This is a genomic window from Bacillus sp. AFS037270 (assembly GCF_002585305.1).
This window is the reverse complement of sequence record NZ_NUNF01000041.1, coordinates 12,801-32,435: the sequence shown is the minus strand read 5'-3', so window position 1 is coordinate 32,435 and position 19,635 is coordinate 12,801. Positions and strand designations below refer to the sequence as shown.

Genomic DNA, 19,635 nt, shown 5'->3' with positions numbered 1-19,635 from the left:
ACGCTTGTAGCATTGATGGATCTACGTATACATTACAACTTTTTAAATCCTTTCGATAAACAGGAATAGGCAACAACCACAAGGGTTAGTTGCCTTTCTTTAAAATGAGTTGCGAGATACACTCCACATGTGCCGTGTGCGGGAACATGTCCACTGGTTGAATATATTTCACAGCATATTTTGAGCTTAAAGTTTGAATGTCCTTTGCTAAGGTAGAAGGATTGCAAGACACATAAATAAGCTTCTCGGGTTTCACCTGCAAAATGGTTTGAAGGAGCTGATTGTCTAACCCCGTTCTTGGCGGGTCAACAACGATAACATCAGGCTTCCAACCTTTTTTGACCCATTTTGGCAATACCTCTTCCGTTTTCCCAGGTACATACTTTGTATTAGTAAATCCATGTCGCTTCGCATTTTTCTTGGCATCATTAATGGATTCCGGGATGACATCCATACCGCGTACCTCTGCCGCTTGGTCTGCGAGCCATAAACCGATTGTTCCGACGCCACAATAAGCATCTACGACCTTCTCTTTCCCTGTAAGGGCAGCTGCTTTTTTTACCTCATCATAAAGCTTAACTGTTTGAATCGGATTAAGCTGAAAAAACGTTCTTGCTGATAACTCAAATTGTAAATCTCCTAACGTTTCCTGAATGAACTCCTCCCCGGCAAGGGCAAGGGTTTCCTCGCCAAAAATAAGCGAGGTTTTTCCCCCATTTATGTTTTGTACAATGGATTTCACTTTAGGCAGCCTTCTCTGAATTTCCTCTATTATAGACTCTTTCTTAGGGAGTTCTTTTTGAGTGGTGATCATGACAACCTGAAGCTCTCCAGTTTCCACTCCTACACGTGCGACAATTGTTCTAATAATACCTTTTCTTGTTTTTTCATTATAAATAGGAACTTGCAAGTCTTGGAGGATGGATTTTACTGCTGTAACGGCCTCATTGGTCTGTGCATGCTGTACTGCACAATGCTCAATATCGATGAGCTGGTGAGAGTTCATGCCATATAATCCGGCTAACACCTTGCCATTTTTCTGCGCTACCTGGAAGCTGCTTTTATTCCGATAGCCCCAAGGATTTTCCATACCAATCGTTTCGCGGATATCAAGTTGGTCGACCTTCAACTTTGTATGCCGTTCTAGTGATTGAATAATAATATCGCGTTTTTCTTTTAACTGCTGCCCATATTGCAAATGCTGAAGCTGACATCCGCCGCATTGCTCATAAAACGGACATGGCGGCTGAACACGATGCGGTGATTTAACACGGATTTTTTTAATCTTCGCTTCAGCGAATTTAGGATTGATTTTAGTTGCCTCAACGACTACCTCTTCTCCAGGCAGGGCACCGGGAACAAAGACGACCTGCTTTTTAAAATAACCCACGCCTTCTCCATTGATTCCGAGCCTTTTGATTGTTAACGGAAAGGTTTGTTTCAATTGTATTTTTATACCTTGTTCGGTTTTCATTTTGCTCACTCCAAATTTTTCAAAAGCTTGAGTTGTATTATAGCATGATTCATGGTGAAAAGCCGAATTCTGTTGAATTCGGCTTTTTTAGTGTTTACTTTGGTTTTTAGAAAATCTCTGAAGATTAAGTCAAACCTGGTTATACACTTCAAAAGACTATTGTTTTCAGTTAATAAGATCAACAAAACCTATTTGCTTCTTTTGCCTTCTTCTATCTGTTCTTTAATTTCCAATGCAACTTCAAGCGCTTTAAATGCTTCATGAACACCTATCTTAGGGGGTTGTTGAGCTTCTATAGACTGAAGAAAATGTTGGTTTTCCAGGTACAAGGCTTCTTCATAAGGGATCTTAACCTTTTCAATAATATGTTCCAGATGGCAGGAATGGCTGTCAAAAGGAGAAAGATTAGTTTTTTGATAAATGTTAAGTTCCTTAGTTAAAAGATTTGCTTTAAGGAACCTACTTTTTTCTGTGACGTACAAACCTCTCTTTTTATCTAAGGAAAGACGACTAGAGAGCAAAGAGGCAAAGCATCCATTTTTAAACGACAGTAAAGCCGATGCTGCCTCTAATTGTTTACCTTCTTCATTGTAATAGCCAACCCCGGAAACATTTAGAAGAGGGCTATTTACTAGTTCTAATATAATATCAATATCATGGATCATTAAATCTAGGATTACATCTGTCTCTATATTTCGGTTTGGAACCCCAAATCTTCTAGCCTCGATGGAAATCAAATTATTAGGATTCATTACTTTAGATAAATATTTTAAAGTTGGATTAAATCTTTCTACATGACCAACCTGAACGATAACTGACCCTTGATCCACCAATCTTATGATTTGCTCAGCTTCTTTTAGCGAAGAAACAAAAGGCTTTTCAACCAAGACATGTTTACCTCTTTGAATTGCCTGTAATGTTAAAGAAAAATGGTAAGACGTCTGGACCGCAATAATAACTGCATCTACAGCATCAAGGAGTTCATTATAAGATGAAAAAACTTGAACTGCAAACGTCTTTGCTACCTCTTTACTTCTTTTCAAGTCTTTATCATATACCCCTTTAAAATCTGCATTTTTCAACATATGCAAGATCTTACAATGATTAAATCCCATACTGCCCACACCGACAACCCCTATTTTAATAGGGGTCATAACTTTTCACCGAAGAATTCATTTATCGCCATAATGACTTGGTCTTGTTGTTTTTCAGTCATCATTGGATTCATTGGCAGTGCTAGTATTCTTTTTGAGCACCGCTCCGAAACCGGTAAGTCACCAGTCTTATACCCAAGATATTGAAAAGCTTGTTGAAGATGTAGCGGGACGGGATAATATACGCTTGAGGCAATATGTCTTCCGTTAAGAAATTGGGCCAATTCATCACGTCGGGGACTCTCAATAGAATATTGATGAAAAACGTGTTCTGCTTCTTCTCCAACAATTGGAACACTTACCGCTCCTGTCAATTTCTCAGAATATCTCTTTGCTAATTCTCTACGCCTATTATTCCACTCGTCTAACCGTTTGAATTTAACATCTAGGACAGCAGCTTGAATTTCATCTAGACGACTATTTAAACCAATATGTGTATGAATATAACGTTCCGAACTGCCATGGTTTCTCAATAATTTTATTTTTTCAAACAAATCACTTTCATTCGTTACAATCATCCCCCCATCACCATATGCTCCTAAATTCTTGGAGGGAAAAAAAGAGAAACATCCCATATCTCCATATGAACCAACTTTTTTCCCTTGAAATGAGGCCCCAATGGATTGACATGCATCCTCAATCACTCGAAGATGATACTTTCGTGAAATCTCCATAATTGCATCCATATTGGCTGGCTTGCCAAATAGATGAACAACTATTATGGCTTTTGTTTTTTCAGTAATGGCAGATTCAATCAAAGCAGGGTTCATATTATAAGAAAGTGGATCAATATCAACCAGTACTGGTGTAGCTCCTACCCTTGCAATGACTTCAGCAGTTGCAAAAAAGGTAAATGTTGTTGTAATAACTTCATCCCCAGCTCCAATGCCTAATGCTTCCAGACATAATAAAAGTGCATCAGTGCCATTTGCAACTCCTAAGCCATGAGCCACTCCTATATACTTCGAAATACTTTGTTCTAGTTTTTTACCTTTCTTTCCTAAAATAAAACTACCGCTTTCCAATACTTCTTCAATCGCATGGTTAATTTCATCCTTCAAAACTTGATATTCGGTCTTTAAATCTACAAGAGAAATCATGGTTTCGCCCCTCTGTATATCTACCAATGTTTTTATGTCCCGAATACTAATAAGAGGATTACTCTTCCTTAGTAATCGGCATCAGAAGGAGGTGGACCATAATCTGCATCGGAAGGAAGTGAATCATAATCTGCATCAGAAGGAGGTGGTACATTTGGTCCTTTTGGTTCTCCTTTTGGTCCTTTTGGTCCCTTTGGTCCTTTTGCTTTTCCTTTTGGTCCCTTTGGTTTTCCTTTTGGCCCTTTTGGTTCACCTGGCTCTATTGGCATATTTTATCCCTCACATTGTATTGTAATTTTTTTACTACACTGATTTTCTAACATATGTACTATCTTGCATTTGAGTGAGGGTATATTTAAAAAAATGGAGATTTAAAATAATCAGAACTTATGAGAATTTAAATGAATAGTATGTCGTGACTTATGAGAAAATCCCCCAGATAATGAGCAGAAAAAAATAACTCTGACGCAATGGTGGTACATTATGGAAATAAAAATATATAAGGATGAATTCGAATCAGAGTGGGATGACTTTGTCCTACATTCTAGAAATGGTACCTTTATGCAGCAAAGAAAATTCATTAATTATCATCCAATAGGGAAATTTAAAGATTTTTCATTAATGGTTTATGATAGCCAAAAACGATTAATAGCGGTAATCCCTGCTGCATTGAAGAAAGAAGGGGATGATTCTATTTTTTGTTCTTATCCGGGTGCCTCGCATGGAGGAATTATCATTCAGCAAAAGTTTGATACTTCAAATGCCTTGGCGCTGATCCCTCTATTAATAGAACACTGCCGTTGCCTTGGTTTCCATGCAATAGAAATAAAATTGGTTCCACGTATCTACCAGTTATGGCCCTCGGATGAGATAGATTTTTCCTTAAGATTCAATGGGTTTTCACCTGAAATGACAGAATTGTGTACGGTTCTCCCACTCAAGGATATAGGCTCTCTAAACAGCTTCATGGAAAAAAATTCCGTCCGAAATATAAAAAAAGCAATAAGCAATGGGGTAACAGTAAAAGAAAGCAACGATATCCATAGTTTTTGGGGAATCTTAGAACAAAATCTCAAAAATAGACACAACACCATGCCTACCCATACGCACACTGAAATTCTTGACTTAATGGAAAGGTTCCCTGGTAAAATCAAATTATTTTCCGCTTATTATCAAGAAAAAATGATTGCCGGTGTACTAGTATTTATACTAAACAGCCGGGTAGTGAATTGTTTTTATATCTGTCACATCGATCAATTCCAGAACTTACGCCCGCTAAACCTCGTCTTTAGCCACTTGATTTCTTGGAGTAAAAAGAATGGATTCCACTTTGTGGATTGGGGGATCTCTACTGAAAACAAAGGAAAAGTGGTTAATTCAGGGTTGTTTAAATTTAAAGAGGGGTTTGGAGGACGGGGGATTTTGCGCGAAACCTATCGATTAACTTTATGAAACTAGGTGATTAGTTTGAAAATCCTTTTTATAGAAGCAGCAAAACAGTATTTATTGGGCCTTCCTTCCGGCTTTGAAAAAGCTGGTTGCGAGGTAAAAATTCTAACGGATATCACAGAAACTGAGCTGGAGAAAACAATAAAAGAATTTAAGCCCAATTTAGCGGTAACAGCTGGATGGACAAAGATCCATACTAAAACCAATTTGCAGATCCTTCGTAAGCTTTTAAAAAAATATGATATTAAACATGCCTATTGGGCAACAGAGGATCCTCGCTGGAGGGAGGAGTGGTCTCACTATTACATTAATAACACCCGCCCCGATTTTGTTTTTACGATAGACCGTGATTCTATCCCTTTTTATCAAAAATTGGGTTACTCAGCCCACTACCTGCCTTGGGCTTGTAATCCTGATTTCCATAAACCAGGAAAGCGAGAGGATCAGTACGCATGTGACATTGCTGTAGTTGCGACTGCAGGGGTGAAATGGAACTCTTACCGCAAAGACAGTGTGCAAATTCTTTTAAAACCATTAATTGAAAAAGGCTTTGACGTTTCAATCTGGGGGAAGCGCTGGGATAGACTAGACCCAGATATCGTCGGCTTTAACGTCCCATCTAAATTCTTACGCGAAAAGCTTCCCTATTTAGATACAAATCATGTTTACTCCTCAGCAAAAATTGTGCTCGGCTTTCAAAATACTACAACAGAACTAACATCGCGGTCATATGAAGTTCTGGCTGCACGTGGATTTCTGTTAGCACCATGTACCCCTGCCATTCAAGAAACGTTCATTCCTGGAAAACATTTAGTTTGTTCTCAATCGCCGAAAGAAACAGTGGAGTTAGTAGATTATTATCTTAAGCATGAGGAAGAAAGAAAGAAAATTGCCCTATCAGGTCAAAAGGAAGTCTACACTAATCATACCTACAAACATCGTGCCGAAGAGATTTTAAAGATTGTGGGTAAATTATCAAAATAGGTCGGGGATCACCATGCAAAAGACAATCAAGTATTCTGCCAAATGCAGCGGCAGGTCAATCACGGGTCAATACGAGTCATCCGTCACCTTTTCACCCGCTTTACCCGATACGGGGATTGTTTTTGTTCGGGACGATCTTCCAGGGAGGCCGGAAGTTGTATGTGAAACGGAATACGCTCGTACTGATTCACGATGGACCTCTTTAGTGAAAAATAATATTCAAATTGAGCACACAGAGCACCTTTTAGCAGCGATCATAGGATTGGGAATTGATAATATAAGAGTACACCTAGACAGCTCTCATATTCCAGTTGTCAGTCATTTTAGCAGCAAGGATTTTGTGGATGCCCTTATCCAAGCAGAACCCATTCCTCAAAATACACCCAAAAGATATCTAACTATTACAAAACCCCAATGGGTCTTTGATTCCTTTATTTACGAAGGAAATAGTTATGAAAGTATCTTATTGGCCCTTCCAGCACCTGAAACTGTTTTTACTTATCTGCTTGATTATCCGGGAAAACAGCTCCCAACCCAAATCGCTCACTTTAAGGTCACCTCGGATAAAGACTTTATTTCCGAGCTGTCATCAGCAAGATCATATATTATGGATTATGAATTTGAACTAGTTGAAAAGTTAATCGGCAGTACAATGGACCAATGCCTAGTCATTTCCAAAGATGCGAAGGCTAATCTCACTTGGGATAATGAGCCTGCTCGGCATAAATTAGTCGATTTGTTAGGAGACATCGGCACCATTGGTATGCCTGTTAAAGGACATTTTATCGGAATACGCACTGGACATAAATCTAATATTAGGATGGCCCAAAAACTAAAGTCAAACTTACTGGATGATTTACCATGATCATTGCGATTCATCAACCTAACTACCTTCCCTGGTGCGGATATTTCCACAAAATGTTGTCTTGTGATTTGTTTGTCATCCTTGATGATGTGCCCTTTTCAAAAACGGCGATCACCCATAGAAACAAAATAAAAAGCCCCGATGGCCCCAGATTATTAACTATACCATTAGCTCATAAAAATGGTCTAATTAATGAAGTAACCATCTCTAGTGATTCAAAGTGGGCTCAAAACCATTGGACCACGATTCAGAGAAATTATGCAAGGGCTCCTTTCTGGAAAGAATTTAAGGATCTTTTTTTGCCCATATATGAAAATCCTGATGAAAAATTAGCATTATTTAACTTAAGAATAATTGAAGTAATGCGAACAATCCTTGAGATTAATACTCCTATCATTCTTTCCTCAGAGATTCCAGATTCAACAGGTCATAAAGGTGAAAAAATCATTAATCTGTGTAAATCATTACATGCAACCATTTATTTATCTGGAACTGGGGCAAAGGTCTACAACGACGAAAAAGAATTTGAGCGGAATCAAATAAGCTTGGTTTATCAGAAATTTGATCACCCTCAATACACCCAGTTATGGGGCGATTTTTCACCTAATTTGTCGGCTATTGATTTGCTTTTTAATTGTGGACCAAAAAGTAAAGAATTAATTCAAAAACAGGTGATTCATGAATAAATTAAATATACTTATTACCGGGTCGGGTTCGATTTATGGTTCAGCAGTCATTCAATCCCTATTAAATTCAAAGCTAAATGTCCATTTAGTAGCTACTGATACACATTCACTGGCAATAGGACTCCATATTGCACATCGCAGTTACCTTGTTCCGCCTGTCAAGGAAGAACAGCACTATTTAGAAAAAGTACTTGAAATCTTAACTAAGGAAAAAATTCATGCCCTATTTATAGCCTCAGCACAGGAACTCCCCTTCTACAGCCAATACAAAGCATTGATTGAGCACCAAACTGGAGCTAAGGTATTCACTAATACAACAAAGGTCTTATCTATATGCAATGATAAATGGAATACCGTTAACTTTCTAAAAGAACATAATTTCCATTTTCCCATAACAATTCGATATCCAGAAGATAAAGAACAGATCAGTTCTTTTATTCAAGAGGTGGGCTTCCCTTTTATTGCTAAACCAAGACATGGCAAGGGCTCTGAAGATATTCATGTGGTAAAGGATTTAAGTTACTTGAAGCTTGTTCTGCTCGAGAAAAAAGATATGATTTTTCAGCAATATCTTCCTAACGACCAAGAAGAATATACCGTTGGAATTTGTTGTGGAGAAAACGGCAAAGTCTTATCCTCTATTGCATTAAAAAGATATTTACAAGATGGCATTACAATGGTTGCAAAGTCTGATGATTTTAACAGCATTACAAATTATTGTCAGGAAATAGCTAAAGCTCTTAAACCGTATGGACCATGCAATTTTCAACTTCGTCTTTGGAATGGCAGCCCTTATATTTTTGAAATAAACCCTAGGTTCAGTAGTACAACCGGAATGCGTGCACTATTAGGTGTGAATGAACCAGAGATATTATTGCAGGCGGAATTATTAGGAAAGGATATTCAAGAAATAAATATATTAAAATCAACTGTTATTCGGCAATATTCAGATACTTTAGTTCCAACAGAACAAATTGAAAAATTAGAACAAGAACGATTTATAGATAATAAAGAGTGATAGAGATTATTCAGCGTTAAAAAAACTTTACAGAAACGTAAAAAGGCAACGCCCACAGGGGATAATAAAATTCACGGCGAAGCCGAATTCTGTTGAATTCGGCTTTGTTAGTCTACTTAGATTATTGAAAATCATCGAGACTTTTGAATTTGTAGCCTCTCTTTTTCAAATCCTTAATCGCTTGTTCAAGTGCATCGGCGTTATCTTTTGAAATAGAATGAAGCAGTATTACGCATCCAGGATGGATTTGCTTCATGATATTGTTGTAGGAATATTGCCAGCCTTTTTGTTGATTAACATTCCAGTCAACAAAGGCAAGCGACCAAAAGACATGTGTGTAGCCCTCTTCTTTGGCCACTTTTAACGTCCTTTCACTGAAAACACCACGCGGCGGACGTAGGTACTTCATTTCTTTTTGCCCAGTTACTTCTTTTGCTTTAACCTTAACTTTTTGAAGCTCCTCCCGGATTTTTGCATCACCGACGGCTGTAAAATCTGGATGGCTCCAGGAATGATTGCCGATGATATGTCCTTCTTTTACCATTTGTTTGGCAAGCTCAGGCTGAGAATTTAAAAAGTGTCCTGTTACAAAAAAGGCAGCTGGCACTTTTTCCTTTTTCAACACTTCGAGAATTTTCGGCATGAAGCCATTTTCATAACCGCTGTCAAAGGTCATATATAAGACTTTGGATTTCGGGTCGCCTTTATAAAAAGCACCGTATTTGGCGAGAATCTGGTCATACTGGGCTCCTGCTTCCGGCGGTATCTCATTTTGAGCTTTTTTAAACCCCCAGTTTATTGGCTGATTGGATACGGAAGCATATGTACTTGTTGGGATTAGTAAGCACATGATCGCAAGAAAAGTGATTAAGCGTTTCATCCATGTTCCCCCTATTTTTATTTTTTTTAGTGTTTGTTATTTAAGGGGAAAGGATAATTAGTATTTAAAGGAAATCTTTAGGCTGATGGTAGACACGTCCTTTTTTCGTTCCGGTTGAGGGTAAATTTAGCAATTCCAATTGATAGGAGGAGGCCCTTCTTGTGGGTAGTTGAAGAAATTCTCGTAGTTCCGAATTGGTAATTGTGATGTTGATAAGAAGAAAGAAATCGTTAATCGCTTCAGAGCTGCCTTCTTTAGAAATTTTTAGACAAACTGGGCAAATCCACTTATTTTTTTTGTAATCCATAGGCATGTATAAACAGTTTGAACAGCAAACCCCTGGTAAAATATCACTTTTATTAATCCCGAGTGAACCTAAAAAGTCTGATCTGTACGGGGTGTGTTTACTCAAAAGTAGTCTTTTTATTTTTCCAATCGTTTTTTGATCTACTCTATCTTTATTGTAGTATTTCTCAAGTTCTTCAATTTTTTTCAAAAGGTTACTGGCCTTACAAATCTTTTTTTCTGCCTCATGGTACCCTTGAGCAATTTTAATTTCTGTTGATGAATTAGTGAAAACAACTACCGTCTCAATAGGAATAGGAGGTATTTGATACTTTTGAAAAAAATATTGTAAAAGGATTTTATGCCTATTTACCTGTGAAATTGGATTATCATAGACCATTTTCGTATTAATATTCTCCTGCGTTATCTGGTGTCTTTCCAATGTAAGTGTTCCGGAATAGTTTTTTGACTCTAGGAGAATGATTAGTTTCGGAGAAAGAAGGTGAGCATCCATTTGGAAGAAGGAATTCCTGGCAGGAAGTCGGAGACCATGAAAAATATGATAATTCTTTTCAGGGAGTAATCCAAGAAAATAGTTCAACGTTTTCTCTCCTTTATATCCTGAAGCTAAAATCCTGATTTTTAACTCCACCTCTGCCATCATTGGATGATTACTCGGTAATCTTCTTTGAGCAACTTCTGCCTGTTGTAGCGTTATGGGCTTAATTAATGGTAAATCGAACAAATTTTACCCTCCTTTAGCTAATTTATCATCTATTTCGACATTATTTTAAGAATTCCTCTTGTTTTTTTTGAATCCGCTATACTGCTTTAATGCTTTATTAACAAAATTCGGGTCGATATTAACAAAAATTTGAGGATATTAACAAAATCCTAGGATATATTAACAAAATTTCATACCATATTAACAAAATCAAGATTATATTAACAAATCCCTCCAACAACCACAAAAAAACGGGATAGGCTCATCGTTCTTGCCTATCCCCCAACCTCTTATTTAAAAACCGGCTCCTTAAACTGAGCTAATTTCTCCAATGAAGACTTATCTACATCAGCATGCAGACTGTTACCATGCGAATCCATCGTTACAACGGCAGTAAAGCCTTCAACACGCAAGTGCCACATCGCTTCTGGAATACCAAACTGCATTAAATCAACGCCCTCTACGCCTTTAATACAATCCGCATAATACTGAGCTGCCCCACCGATCGCGTTCAAATAAACCCCGCCATGTTCTTTCAAAGCTGCCAATGTTTTCGGACCCATTCCACCCTTACCAATCACAGCCCGGATACCGAACTTCTTCATGATATCGCCTTGATAAGGCTCCTCTCGAATACTCGTTGTCGGGCCGGCTGCTTTCACATGCCACTCGCCATTTTCGTCCTTCAACATGACTGGACCACAATGATAAATCACCTGACCATTTAAATCAACCGGTGCATCATGGTCACTTAAATACTTATGAATCGCATCACGGCCGGTGTACATTAATCCATTAATTTGGACAACGTCGCCAACCTTTAACGAACGAATCTTTTCTTCTGTAATCGGGGCTTCTAACGTAATCACATCAGAGGTAGAAGAAGCGGCAGCTGTTTCCTTTTCAGCTTCCGTTTCTGCAAAATCAATGAACTCACCATCTTGGTATGCCCACTCTTTAATCTCACCCGTCTCAGCATCCACACTTACACCTAAACGGCGGAAAGCCCAGCAGTTATAAGCAACGGAAACGTAGAAGCTCGCTGGAATACGATTCATGACGCCTACTTTACATCCTAAAAGGGTCGCTTCGCCACCGAATCCCATCGTCCCAATTCCTAATTTATTCGCATTTTCCATTACATACTCTTCTAGCTTGCGAAGATCCTCGTTTGGATTTACATCCTCAACCGAACGGAATAATTGCTCTTTGGCTAAATCATAACCTGATGAACGGTCACCGCCGATTCCTACACCAATAAAACCAGCGCTGCAGCCTTGTCCCTGTGCTTGGTAAACGGAATGCATGATGCATTTGCGGATACCATCAAGGTCACGTCCTGCACGGCCAAGCCCATCTAATTCACATGGGAGGCTGTATTGAATGTTTTTGTTCTCACAACCGCCGCCTTTTAAAATCAGACGCACGTCAATATAGTCTTTTTCCCATTGGTCGAATTTGATGACCGGTACGCCGGCGCCAAGGTTATCGCCGCTATTTTCACCTGTTAAAGAATCAACCGAGTTCGGACGCAATTTACCTTCTTTTGTCGCAAGAACAATGGCATTTCTGATGGCCTCTTTAATTTCTAATTGGTTAACGCCCACAGGTGTCTTAATTTTAAAGGTTGGCAGGCCAGTATCTTGACAGATTGGCGATACCTGATCGTCAGCCATTTTAATATTATTGGTGATTGTGGCAAGACTCATGGCAGCACTTGTTCCTGCATTTTCTTTTTGCTTTGCAGCTAACACAGCACGGCGAACGTCTTTCGGAAGTTTAGTTGATGTTTCAACAATTAGCTCGTACATGCTTTCTTGAAGTTTTTCAATATTCAATTCGAGTACCCCTTTCCCTTTGTTCCCCAATTTTCAGCTATTTTCAATTTTACAACTATTTGTACGCTTACATTATACTCCTATAATCATTCAAATTAAAGGATAAGCTTGCTATTGGCAACATGTACAAGTCATAAAAAAGAGCCTGTTATTTAAACAGACTCACTTACTTCACGATTATTAAATTCACGGCACTTAGACTCCATATCATCCAGCATCGCGATTAAACGGTCGATATCCTCTAAATCAGCATCTTTAGGATCGATCGCATCAAGGACATCAATAAACATGTTTAAACGGTGTTTTAAAAAATCCACTTGCGTATTTTTATTTTGAATTGGGCTGCCCAAATGATCCACTCCTTTCATTACCGTTCCATCCTATCGAAATATAGGAACTTTGGCAATGGGTTAATCCTATTTTGCCCATTATTATTGAAAAAAGAACCCCTCAGTTTTGAGGAGTCCTGAAAAATTTTGTTATCTTGGCCGTTCCGAAGCGGCAAAGCCAAAGGATACATAATCCTGAACAGGGATCCATGCACCAATGCCCTGAGAAGTAACGTTCTTGATGACAATAAACTTCTTACTTCCTTTAAGCATCAAATAGACTTCCCCGTAGGTTACCTTTCCTTTTTCATTCACCCCTGGAGCATAGGCATATAAGTAGCCTAAGCGATTTGGAGGAATGTTGTAAATATGGTCGTTCTTTGTACCTGTACCAATTATCGTTTCAAAAGCAAGAGGAAGATTAGTCTTTTCCATAGCCTTTAACAGCATCATCTTTTTTACTTCCTCGGCATTTGGGATTTTGGACGTCAGACCGCCTCGAATTACCTTCTGTGATTCCTGCACATATTTGATTTGATACGGCGTCTTGCCGCCGCGATTATCGAAATAATTGGTGTTAATCTTTTGATACTCCCAGTTAGGGGAGGTTTCAGATGATTCGTAGTTTAATGGCCACTGGCCAAGATAGATAATGGCTCGGTATCCGAGAGCAAACGGAGTGCTATTAATGCTTGACTCATTGAGCATCCGAATGAGATCTGGATTTTGAATTTTAACTCTTGATGAATTAATAAGCTTTTTGGTCAAATCACTTGGCTGTAGTAACGGTAAATCCTGGGTTGAATTCGGATACGTATTTTCTTTTGAAATATTACGAACAGACGGTGGAACTTGATATTTTACTGCGTTTTGTTTTACCGTGGCTTTTTGAGCAAAAGCTGACGGGATAAAGGATAACATTAATAGAAATGTCATAAGTAAAGAAACATTTTTCTTCACGGGTTGGAACTCCTTTCACTAAGAACATTAATCAGTCTGCTAGTAGTTTTTTCGGAGTTCCCTCATATTATCCATTTCCCTCTAAGACTTTTTTACCTAACCTATGAATATTTCGTTTGCAATCGCTGCATAAATTTTTCAAAAAAGGGAAAAAACAATTGGATTGCCGGTCCTACTGTAAACGTGATGATAATCGTTCCATATGAAATAGGTCCATTTAGGAAAAAAGCAGGGATTAAAGCGGTAATTTCACCTATTGTTTTCGCCAGCATTAAATTCACACGGAACCGTTCTTTAATAGCTAACATAAAATTGTCAATCGGGCTTTGAGGAAACTTAGCCTGCAAGTAGATGGAGGCCCCAAATCCGATAATTAAGATTCCTACCAATAACATTGCCAGTTTAGCAAGTAACTGCTCTACATCAAATAAATTAAATACAGTATCAAGCCAAAAATCCACTAACAAACCAATGACAATAATCGTCAGAAGTGAGAGAATGTCCGGCCTTCTTTTGACTAAAAGGGCATTAACAAGGACTAAAATGGCGCCATCTATCATAACCCATTTTCCTACTGATAGCCCCACTCTTTCTGTCAGGGCCACATTTAAAGCATCCCATGCCCCCACTCCAATATCAGCAACCTTGATTGTCATACATACCCCAAAGGTCATGATTGCTAACCCGATTATAAAAAATAATAACCTTATAGTAAATTTCATTTCTCGCTCCTTATGTTCTGGTTCAGAAGTAACATAATTGTAATAATCTGATTATTTACAAAACTTTAACTAGGATTTATAATAAACTTAACCTTTTAAAAAGGAGGGCAGTAATCAATCGGCTTACAATTTACTTTGACTAAGGAGGTTGGGATTCCCGTCTTATATGAAATTCAACACTCGTGTTTTTCTAATGATTTCCACTAAACATGAAGGTTGGTGATTGATGGCCCCACGAAATGAAAACGATTGATTTAGAACCCTAAAAAAAGTGCTGTATCATTATAGCATATAGAAGAAGATTTACCGTACATTGAAAAAGTTATTTAGAAAACTCGGCGATTGGCGAACCCAAAAGGGCGAAGACAGAGGCGTAGTTGCACTTATGCCTGATAGGAAAGTATATACTTTTCCTATCGGCTGAAAAAAGGAGACTCTATACCATTTGGCATAGAGTCTTTTCTATTTTTATAACAAGAAAAATCCAATCCCCATAATGACATAGGCAGCTAGTAACGTTAATCCTTCAAACCAGTTGGATTCTCCATCATTTGAAATCACTACCATCAATAAGACAGATGAAACCATGGCGATTAATTCCTGCCAGCTAAAAAGAAGCGGCATCGAAGTTTCAAACAGGAGTGAAATTAGTACTAACACCGGCAAAACAAACATCGCAACTTGTAGAGTAGAGCCAATCGCGATTTCAACAGAGATATCCATTTTATTTTTATAGGCCATTAACACGGCTGAAGCGTGTTCTGCGGCGTTACCGACTATAGCCACAATGATTACCCCAATAAATAAATCTGACCAGCCAAATCTCTCTCCAACATATTCAAAGGTATGAACAAGATGCTCAGATATATAAGCGACAGCAATCGTAGCGATAAGGAGAACAGCGATTGCTTTCCCTTTGCCCCATTCGGGAATCTCTTCCTCGTGGGCAACTTTAGGGGCTGCTGATTGATATACTCCTCGATGGGTAACCAGCTTAAAGAATAGGGCAGATAAATAAAGGAGAATTAAAATCACAGATGTCCCTATGCTTAATGTTAACGTACTGGACTCATTCATGTTGATAGAAAACACTTCCGGTATTACAAATGCAATCATGACCGCGAACATTAGCAATCCGGAGTTATGTCTGGCATCATATACATTGAATTCCTGGCGCTTAAATTTTAATCCGCCAACGAAGAACGAAAGTCCCGCAACAAGCAGTAAGTTCCCTAAAACAGACCCGGTTAACGAGGCTAGAACCACTTCCACCAGGCCAGCCTTCAAGGCAAAGATGGAAATAATCAGCTCAACTGCATTTCCGAAGGTTGCATTTAATAGTCCGCCAATCCGAGGACCGGCCACAATTGCAAGGCTCTCCGTTGCCCTGCCCATAAAGCTTGATAAGGAAATGATTGTTAAACAATACAGGATAAATAAGATTATATTCGACCAATGCATCATTGTACCAATTACAGACACCGGCACCCCAATGAATGTCATTAGCATAAAAACTTTATTCGTCAACGTGTTCCCTCCAGTTTGCTCGTGCTTTTTCTTTTATAATTTTTCACTTGTACCTTAATTTACCTAAAAATGAATAAAATGTCTAGGTCGCAATTCCCTTGCAAACGGCTTACTTTCTAGATACCATCATGGAGGGACTATTAAACTTACTTTAAATAAACGTGAGGATGGTTTATGAAAAAAATAAATTTACGTTTCTGGATCCTTGTCAGTATTGTGGCAATTTCTGGATTCTCGCAAGGCATGCTCCTCCCTCTCATTGCTGTTATTTTTGAAAAAAGCGGGGTATCACCTTCATTAAATGGTTTTAATGCAACCGCCTTATATATTGGAATACTTTTAGTATCCCCGTTTATGGAAATGCCGCTAAGAAAGTATGGGTACAAACCTGTAATTATTTGGGGCGGAGGCCTAGTTGTTATATCACTTGCCTTATTCCCACTTTGGAAGACATATTGGTTTTGGTTTGTGTTACGGCTAATGATCGGGATTGGTGACCACTCCCTCCACTTTGCAACACAAACGTGGATAACTTCATCATCTCCAGCTGAGAAGCGCGGCCGCAATATTTCCTTATATGGATTATTTTTTGGAATTGGTTTTGCCGCAGGCCCGCTAATGACCCCGCTGGTTACTATTAATCAATCCTTACCTTTTATCGTCTCTTCGATTTTATGTTTAATTGGATGGGGTTTTGTGTTTACGTTGAACAATGAATTTCCCGAACAAAATGTCAACATCAATTCTTTTTTAGCAACGATTAAACAATTTAAACAAGCTTTTAAATTTGGATGGGTTGCATTCTTACTTCCCTTTACATACGGGTTCTTAGAGTCTTGCCTAAATGGAAGTTTTCCCGTTTACGCTCTTCGAACCAACATTAATGTATCGAGTGTCTCTGTTTTCCTATCTGTATTTGCCGTTGGAAGCATTATTACACAGCTCCCTTTAGGAATGTTAAGTGATCAATACGGGAGAAGAAATGTCTTAATGGCCGTACTGATGCTCGGTTTTTTAAGTTTTACGATGGCCAGTTTTGTGGAACACTCCTTTATTGGACTTTTCATCGCGTTTCTTTTTTCAGGAATGGTTGTCGGATCAACCTTCTCACTGGGGATAAGCTTTATGACGGATTTGGTTCCAAGGTATCTGTTACCGACCGGTAATTTATTATGTGGTATTTCCTATAGCGTTGGCAGTCTTAGTGGACCGATAATTGGCGGGTTATATATTAAGTTTTTTCAAAATGTAAGTTTCTTTTATATTATTAGTACCATGCTCCTAGCTGTCTCCTTCATTTTATTTTCCTTTGCAAGAAAGATACAGATAAGGCTGGAACAGCAAAATTCCTAAAGATTATTGTAAGCAAATACATATCTTAAAACATACGATATATGGTAAAATAACTAAAAAGAATATAAGTTGAGATTTGCGCTGTCATCACTTGATGACAGCTTTCGTGTTTTTTAAGGGTAATGAATATGATTATTTTTCTCAGTTAGCCTCAAAAGCGGAAGCGCCTTGACCAGGGGCTGAAGCTGGACTTACAAAAAGCAGAGGATGTACTAATTAAAGGGGGGAGAAACAATGAGTTCTGAAGCAAAAGTTCTATCAAAGAGCATTCAGGAAGTCAGTTTGCTTGAAAAAATTAAACCACATTTCGAATTGATAGCGGCAGCGGTAAGTGGGGTCTTAATCGCTGCAGGCTGGCTGTTTGATAAAAATGGTAATGAGGTCGAATCCATTATTTCTTATTTATTAGCCTTTGTGATTGGGGGCTTTGCCAAGGCAAAAGAAGGAATAGAAGCTACCTATGAAAATAAAGAACTAAACGTCGAAATGCTGATGATTTTTGCTGCAGTCGGATCTGCCATCATCGGTTATTGGACAGAAGGGGCTATATTAATCTTTATCTTTGCCGTCAGCGGTGCGTTGGAAACCTACACTATGAATAAAAGCCACAAGGAGATCTCCTCTTTAATGGAGCTGCAGCCACAAGAGGCTTTAAGAATTACTAATGGTTATGAAAAACGGGTGGCAGTTTCTGAACTAATGGTCGGGGACCATATCCTGATTAAGCCGGGGGAGCGAGTACCATCTGATGGGGTTATTATCAAAGGGCTAACCAATATCGACGAAGCGGCAATTACCGGAGAATCAATGCCTGTTTCAAAGAGTGAGCAAGCAGAAGTTTTTGCAGGCACCGTCAATTTGACGGGTTCGATCACGGTTCAAGTAACAAAGGAAAGTACAGATACTCTTTTTCAAAAAATAATCCAGCTCGTTCAATCGGCTCAAAGTGAAAAATCTCCTTCACAGCTATTTATTGAACGATTTGAAGGAACTTATGTTAAAGTGGTCCTGTTTGTCGTCATAAGCATGTTCTTTTTACCTTACTTCCTACTTGGCTGGAGTTGGCATGAATCTTTTTATCGGGCCATGATTTTACTCGTAGTTGCATCACCTTGTGCACTAGTTGCCTCGATTATGCCTGCTACCCTTTCAGCCATTTCAAATGGAGCGAAACACGGCATCTTAGTTAAAGGCGGCGTCCATTTAGAAAATTTAGGTCATTTAGAAGCAATCGCCTTTGATAAAACAGGTACCCTGACAAAAGGAAAGCCCGAAGTTACAGAAGTTTTAGTGAAAAAAGGCATCGATAAAGAAGAACTTATTTTAAAAGCGGCTTCGATCGAAAACCTATCCAACCATCCACTAGCACAAGCGATTGTTAACTATGCAAAACAGACACTGCGGAAGGATTTATTACAACCGGAAAGCTTAGAAGACATTCCTGGCTGGGGAGTTAAAGCATCGATTAACGGGGAACAATGGAAAATCGGTAAAGCTGCATTTGTTAGAAATGATCAGGTCGATGATTTTGCTGAAGGAAAGGCCTTAGAATTAGCTGGCTTAGGTAATACTTTAGTCTTTATTGAGATAGATGGCATGCTTAGTGCAATGATTGCGATGAAAGATGTGGTTCGTGAAGAAACAAAGCATGCAATTGAGGATTTAAAGAAACAAAACATAAAGACGATTATGCTGACGGGTGATAGTGAAAAAACAGCCCGAGCCATTTCGGCCGAGAGCCATGTGGATGAATTTTACGCAGAATGTCTTCCAGAAGAAAAGGTAGAGCAGTTAAAACAACTCAAGGAGAAATATAAAACAGTGGCGATGGTTGGCGATGGTATCAATGATGCCCCAGCATTAGCCATTGCTAATGTAGGAATCGCGATGGGTGGAGGAACAGATGTGGCCCTAGAAACTGCTGATATTGTCTTAATGAAAAATGATCTTCCTAAAATTGCCGAAGCGGTCCGGCTTTCGCAGCGAATGAACAAAATCATTAAACAAAATGTGGTTTTCTCCATTGCTGTCATTATGCTGCTAATATGCTCCAATTTCTTTCAACTGCTAGATTTGCCATTCGGAGTAATTGGTCATGAAGGTAGTACCATCCTTGTTATTTTAAATAGCCTCAGGCTGTTAAAATCATAAGGGATGAATAAAGGACCAGGTGAAATATTCACCTGGTCCTTTTATGTTATGGCTTAGTGATAGCCGTTAGACCCGTTAGCAGAACCTGAAGTTTTATTCCCCTTACTGCCTTTACCCTTTTGCTTTGTACTGCCAT

At 38.7% G+C, this 19,635-nt stretch carries 18 protein-coding genes; 7 read left to right on the top strand and 11 right to left on the bottom strand.

All coding sequences use genetic code 11. The annotated features are described in order from the left end of the window. Positions 1-85 precede the first annotated feature (85 nt). From rlmD to COD92_RS20070, 4 genes are all read right to left on the bottom strand, one after another. Positions 86-1,474: a 23S rRNA (uracil(1939)-C(5))-methyltransferase RlmD gene (gene rlmD, locus COD92_RS20085; protein ID WP_098996496.1), complete on the bottom strand. Its 1,389-nt coding sequence runs from the start codon at positions 1,472-1,474 to the stop codon at positions 86-88. A gap of 188 nt (positions 1,475-1,662) precedes the next feature. Next, entirely contained in the window at positions 1,663-2,628 is a 966-nt protein-coding gene (locus tag COD92_RS20080; protein ID WP_098527466.1) for a Gfo/Idh/MocA family protein, read from the bottom strand. Further along, complete coding sequence (locus COD92_RS20075; protein ID WP_098527467.1) at positions 2,625-3,728, bottom strand: DegT/DnrJ/EryC1/StrS family aminotransferase; 1,104 nt, start codon at positions 3,726-3,728, stop codon at positions 2,625-2,627. The genes COD92_RS20080 and COD92_RS20075 overlap by 4 nt, the downstream gene beginning before the upstream one ends. A gap of 68 nt (positions 3,729-3,796) precedes the next feature. After that, a complete protein-coding gene (locus COD92_RS20070) occupies positions 3,797-3,997 on the bottom strand; it encodes a hypothetical protein (RefSeq protein WP_098996495.1) in 201 nt (66 codons plus the stop codon). A gap of 214 nt (positions 3,998-4,211) precedes the next feature. Here COD92_RS20070 and COD92_RS20065 point away from each other — a divergent pair, with 214 nt between their 5' ends. The 5 genes from COD92_RS20065 to COD92_RS20045 are packed head-to-tail and all read left to right on the top strand — an operon-like array spanning position 4,212 to position 8,730. After that, entirely contained in the window at positions 4,212-5,180 is a 969-nt protein-coding gene (locus tag COD92_RS20065; RefSeq protein WP_098532858.1) for a GNAT family N-acetyltransferase, read from the top strand. 15 nt (positions 5,181-5,195) lie between these two features. Further along, positions 5,196-6,161: a CgeB family protein gene (locus tag COD92_RS20060; RefSeq protein WP_176541432.1), complete on the top strand. Its 966-nt coding sequence runs from the start codon at positions 5,196-5,198 to the stop codon at positions 6,159-6,161. 13 nt (positions 6,162-6,174) lie between these two features. After that, positions 6,175-7,026 carry a UDP-3-O-acyl-N-acetylglucosamine deacetylase gene (locus COD92_RS20055; RefSeq protein ID WP_141561129.1) on the top strand — a complete coding sequence of 284 codons (852 nt, stop codon included), beginning with the start codon at positions 6,175-6,177 and terminating at the stop codon, positions 7,024-7,026. Then, entirely contained in the window at positions 7,023-7,712 is a 690-nt protein-coding gene (locus COD92_RS20050) for a WbqC family protein (RefSeq protein WP_098532852.1), read from the top strand. Before COD92_RS20055 ends, COD92_RS20050 begins: the two co-directional genes overlap by 4 nt. After that, a complete protein-coding gene (locus COD92_RS20045) occupies positions 7,705-8,730 on the top strand; it encodes an ATP-grasp domain-containing protein (protein WP_098532850.1) in 1,026 nt (341 codons plus the stop codon). Before COD92_RS20050 ends, COD92_RS20045 begins: the two co-directional genes overlap by 8 nt. 121 nt (positions 8,731-8,851) lie before the next feature. Here the strand turns inward: COD92_RS20045 and pdaA are convergent, their stop codons facing one another. From pdaA to cax, 7 genes are all read right to left on the bottom strand, one after another. Beyond that, positions 8,852-9,610, bottom strand: a complete 759-nt coding sequence (gene pdaA / locus COD92_RS20040) for a delta-lactam-biosynthetic de-N-acetylase (protein WP_098532848.1) — start codon at positions 9,608-9,610, stop codon at positions 8,852-8,854. A 64-nt stretch (positions 9,611-9,674) separates the two neighbouring features. Continuing rightward, positions 9,675-10,640, bottom strand: coding sequence for a nuclease-related domain-containing protein (locus COD92_RS20035; RefSeq protein ID WP_098532846.1), 966 nt, complete (start codon positions 10,638-10,640; stop codon positions 9,675-9,677). A 269-nt stretch (positions 10,641-10,909) separates the two neighbouring features. Continuing rightward, complete coding sequence (locus COD92_RS20030) at positions 10,910-12,457, bottom strand: fumarate hydratase (RefSeq protein WP_098532844.1); 1,548 nt, start codon at positions 12,455-12,457, stop codon at positions 10,910-10,912. A gap of 152 nt (positions 12,458-12,609) precedes the next feature. Beyond that, positions 12,610-12,807 carry an SE1561 family protein gene (locus COD92_RS20025; protein ID WP_098532863.1) on the bottom strand — a complete coding sequence of 66 codons (198 nt, stop codon included), beginning with the start codon at positions 12,805-12,807 and terminating at the stop codon, positions 12,610-12,612. A gap of 129 nt (positions 12,808-12,936) precedes the next feature. After that, the gene (locus COD92_RS20020; protein ID WP_098532842.1) at positions 12,937-13,746 is read right to left on the bottom strand and encodes a YfkD famly protein; all 810 of its coding nucleotides are present in this window, start codon (positions 13,744-13,746) and stop codon (positions 12,937-12,939) included. Positions 13,747-13,847: 101 nt separating this feature from the next. Beyond that, entirely contained in the window at positions 13,848-14,468 is a 621-nt protein-coding gene (locus tag COD92_RS20015) for a YczE/YyaS/YitT family protein (RefSeq protein ID WP_098532840.1), read from the bottom strand. 468 nt (positions 14,469-14,936) lie between these two features. Continuing rightward, the gene (gene cax / locus COD92_RS20010; RefSeq protein WP_098532838.1) at positions 14,937-15,995 is read right to left on the bottom strand and encodes a calcium/proton exchanger; all 1,059 of its coding nucleotides are present in this window, start codon (positions 15,993-15,995) and stop codon (positions 14,937-14,939) included. Positions 15,996-16,169: 174 nt separating this feature from the next. Between cax and COD92_RS20005 the strand changes: the two genes are divergently transcribed. Together COD92_RS20005 and COD92_RS20000 are read left to right on the top strand one after the other, a co-directional pair. Then, complete coding sequence (locus tag COD92_RS20005) at positions 16,170-17,348, top strand: MFS transporter (RefSeq protein ID WP_098532836.1); 1,179 nt, start codon at positions 16,170-16,172, stop codon at positions 17,346-17,348. 234 nt (positions 17,349-17,582) lie between these two features. After that, complete coding sequence (locus COD92_RS20000) at positions 17,583-19,499, top strand: heavy metal translocating P-type ATPase (protein WP_098532834.1); 1,917 nt, start codon at positions 17,583-17,585, stop codon at positions 19,497-19,499. Positions 19,500-19,635 lie beyond the last annotated feature (136 nt).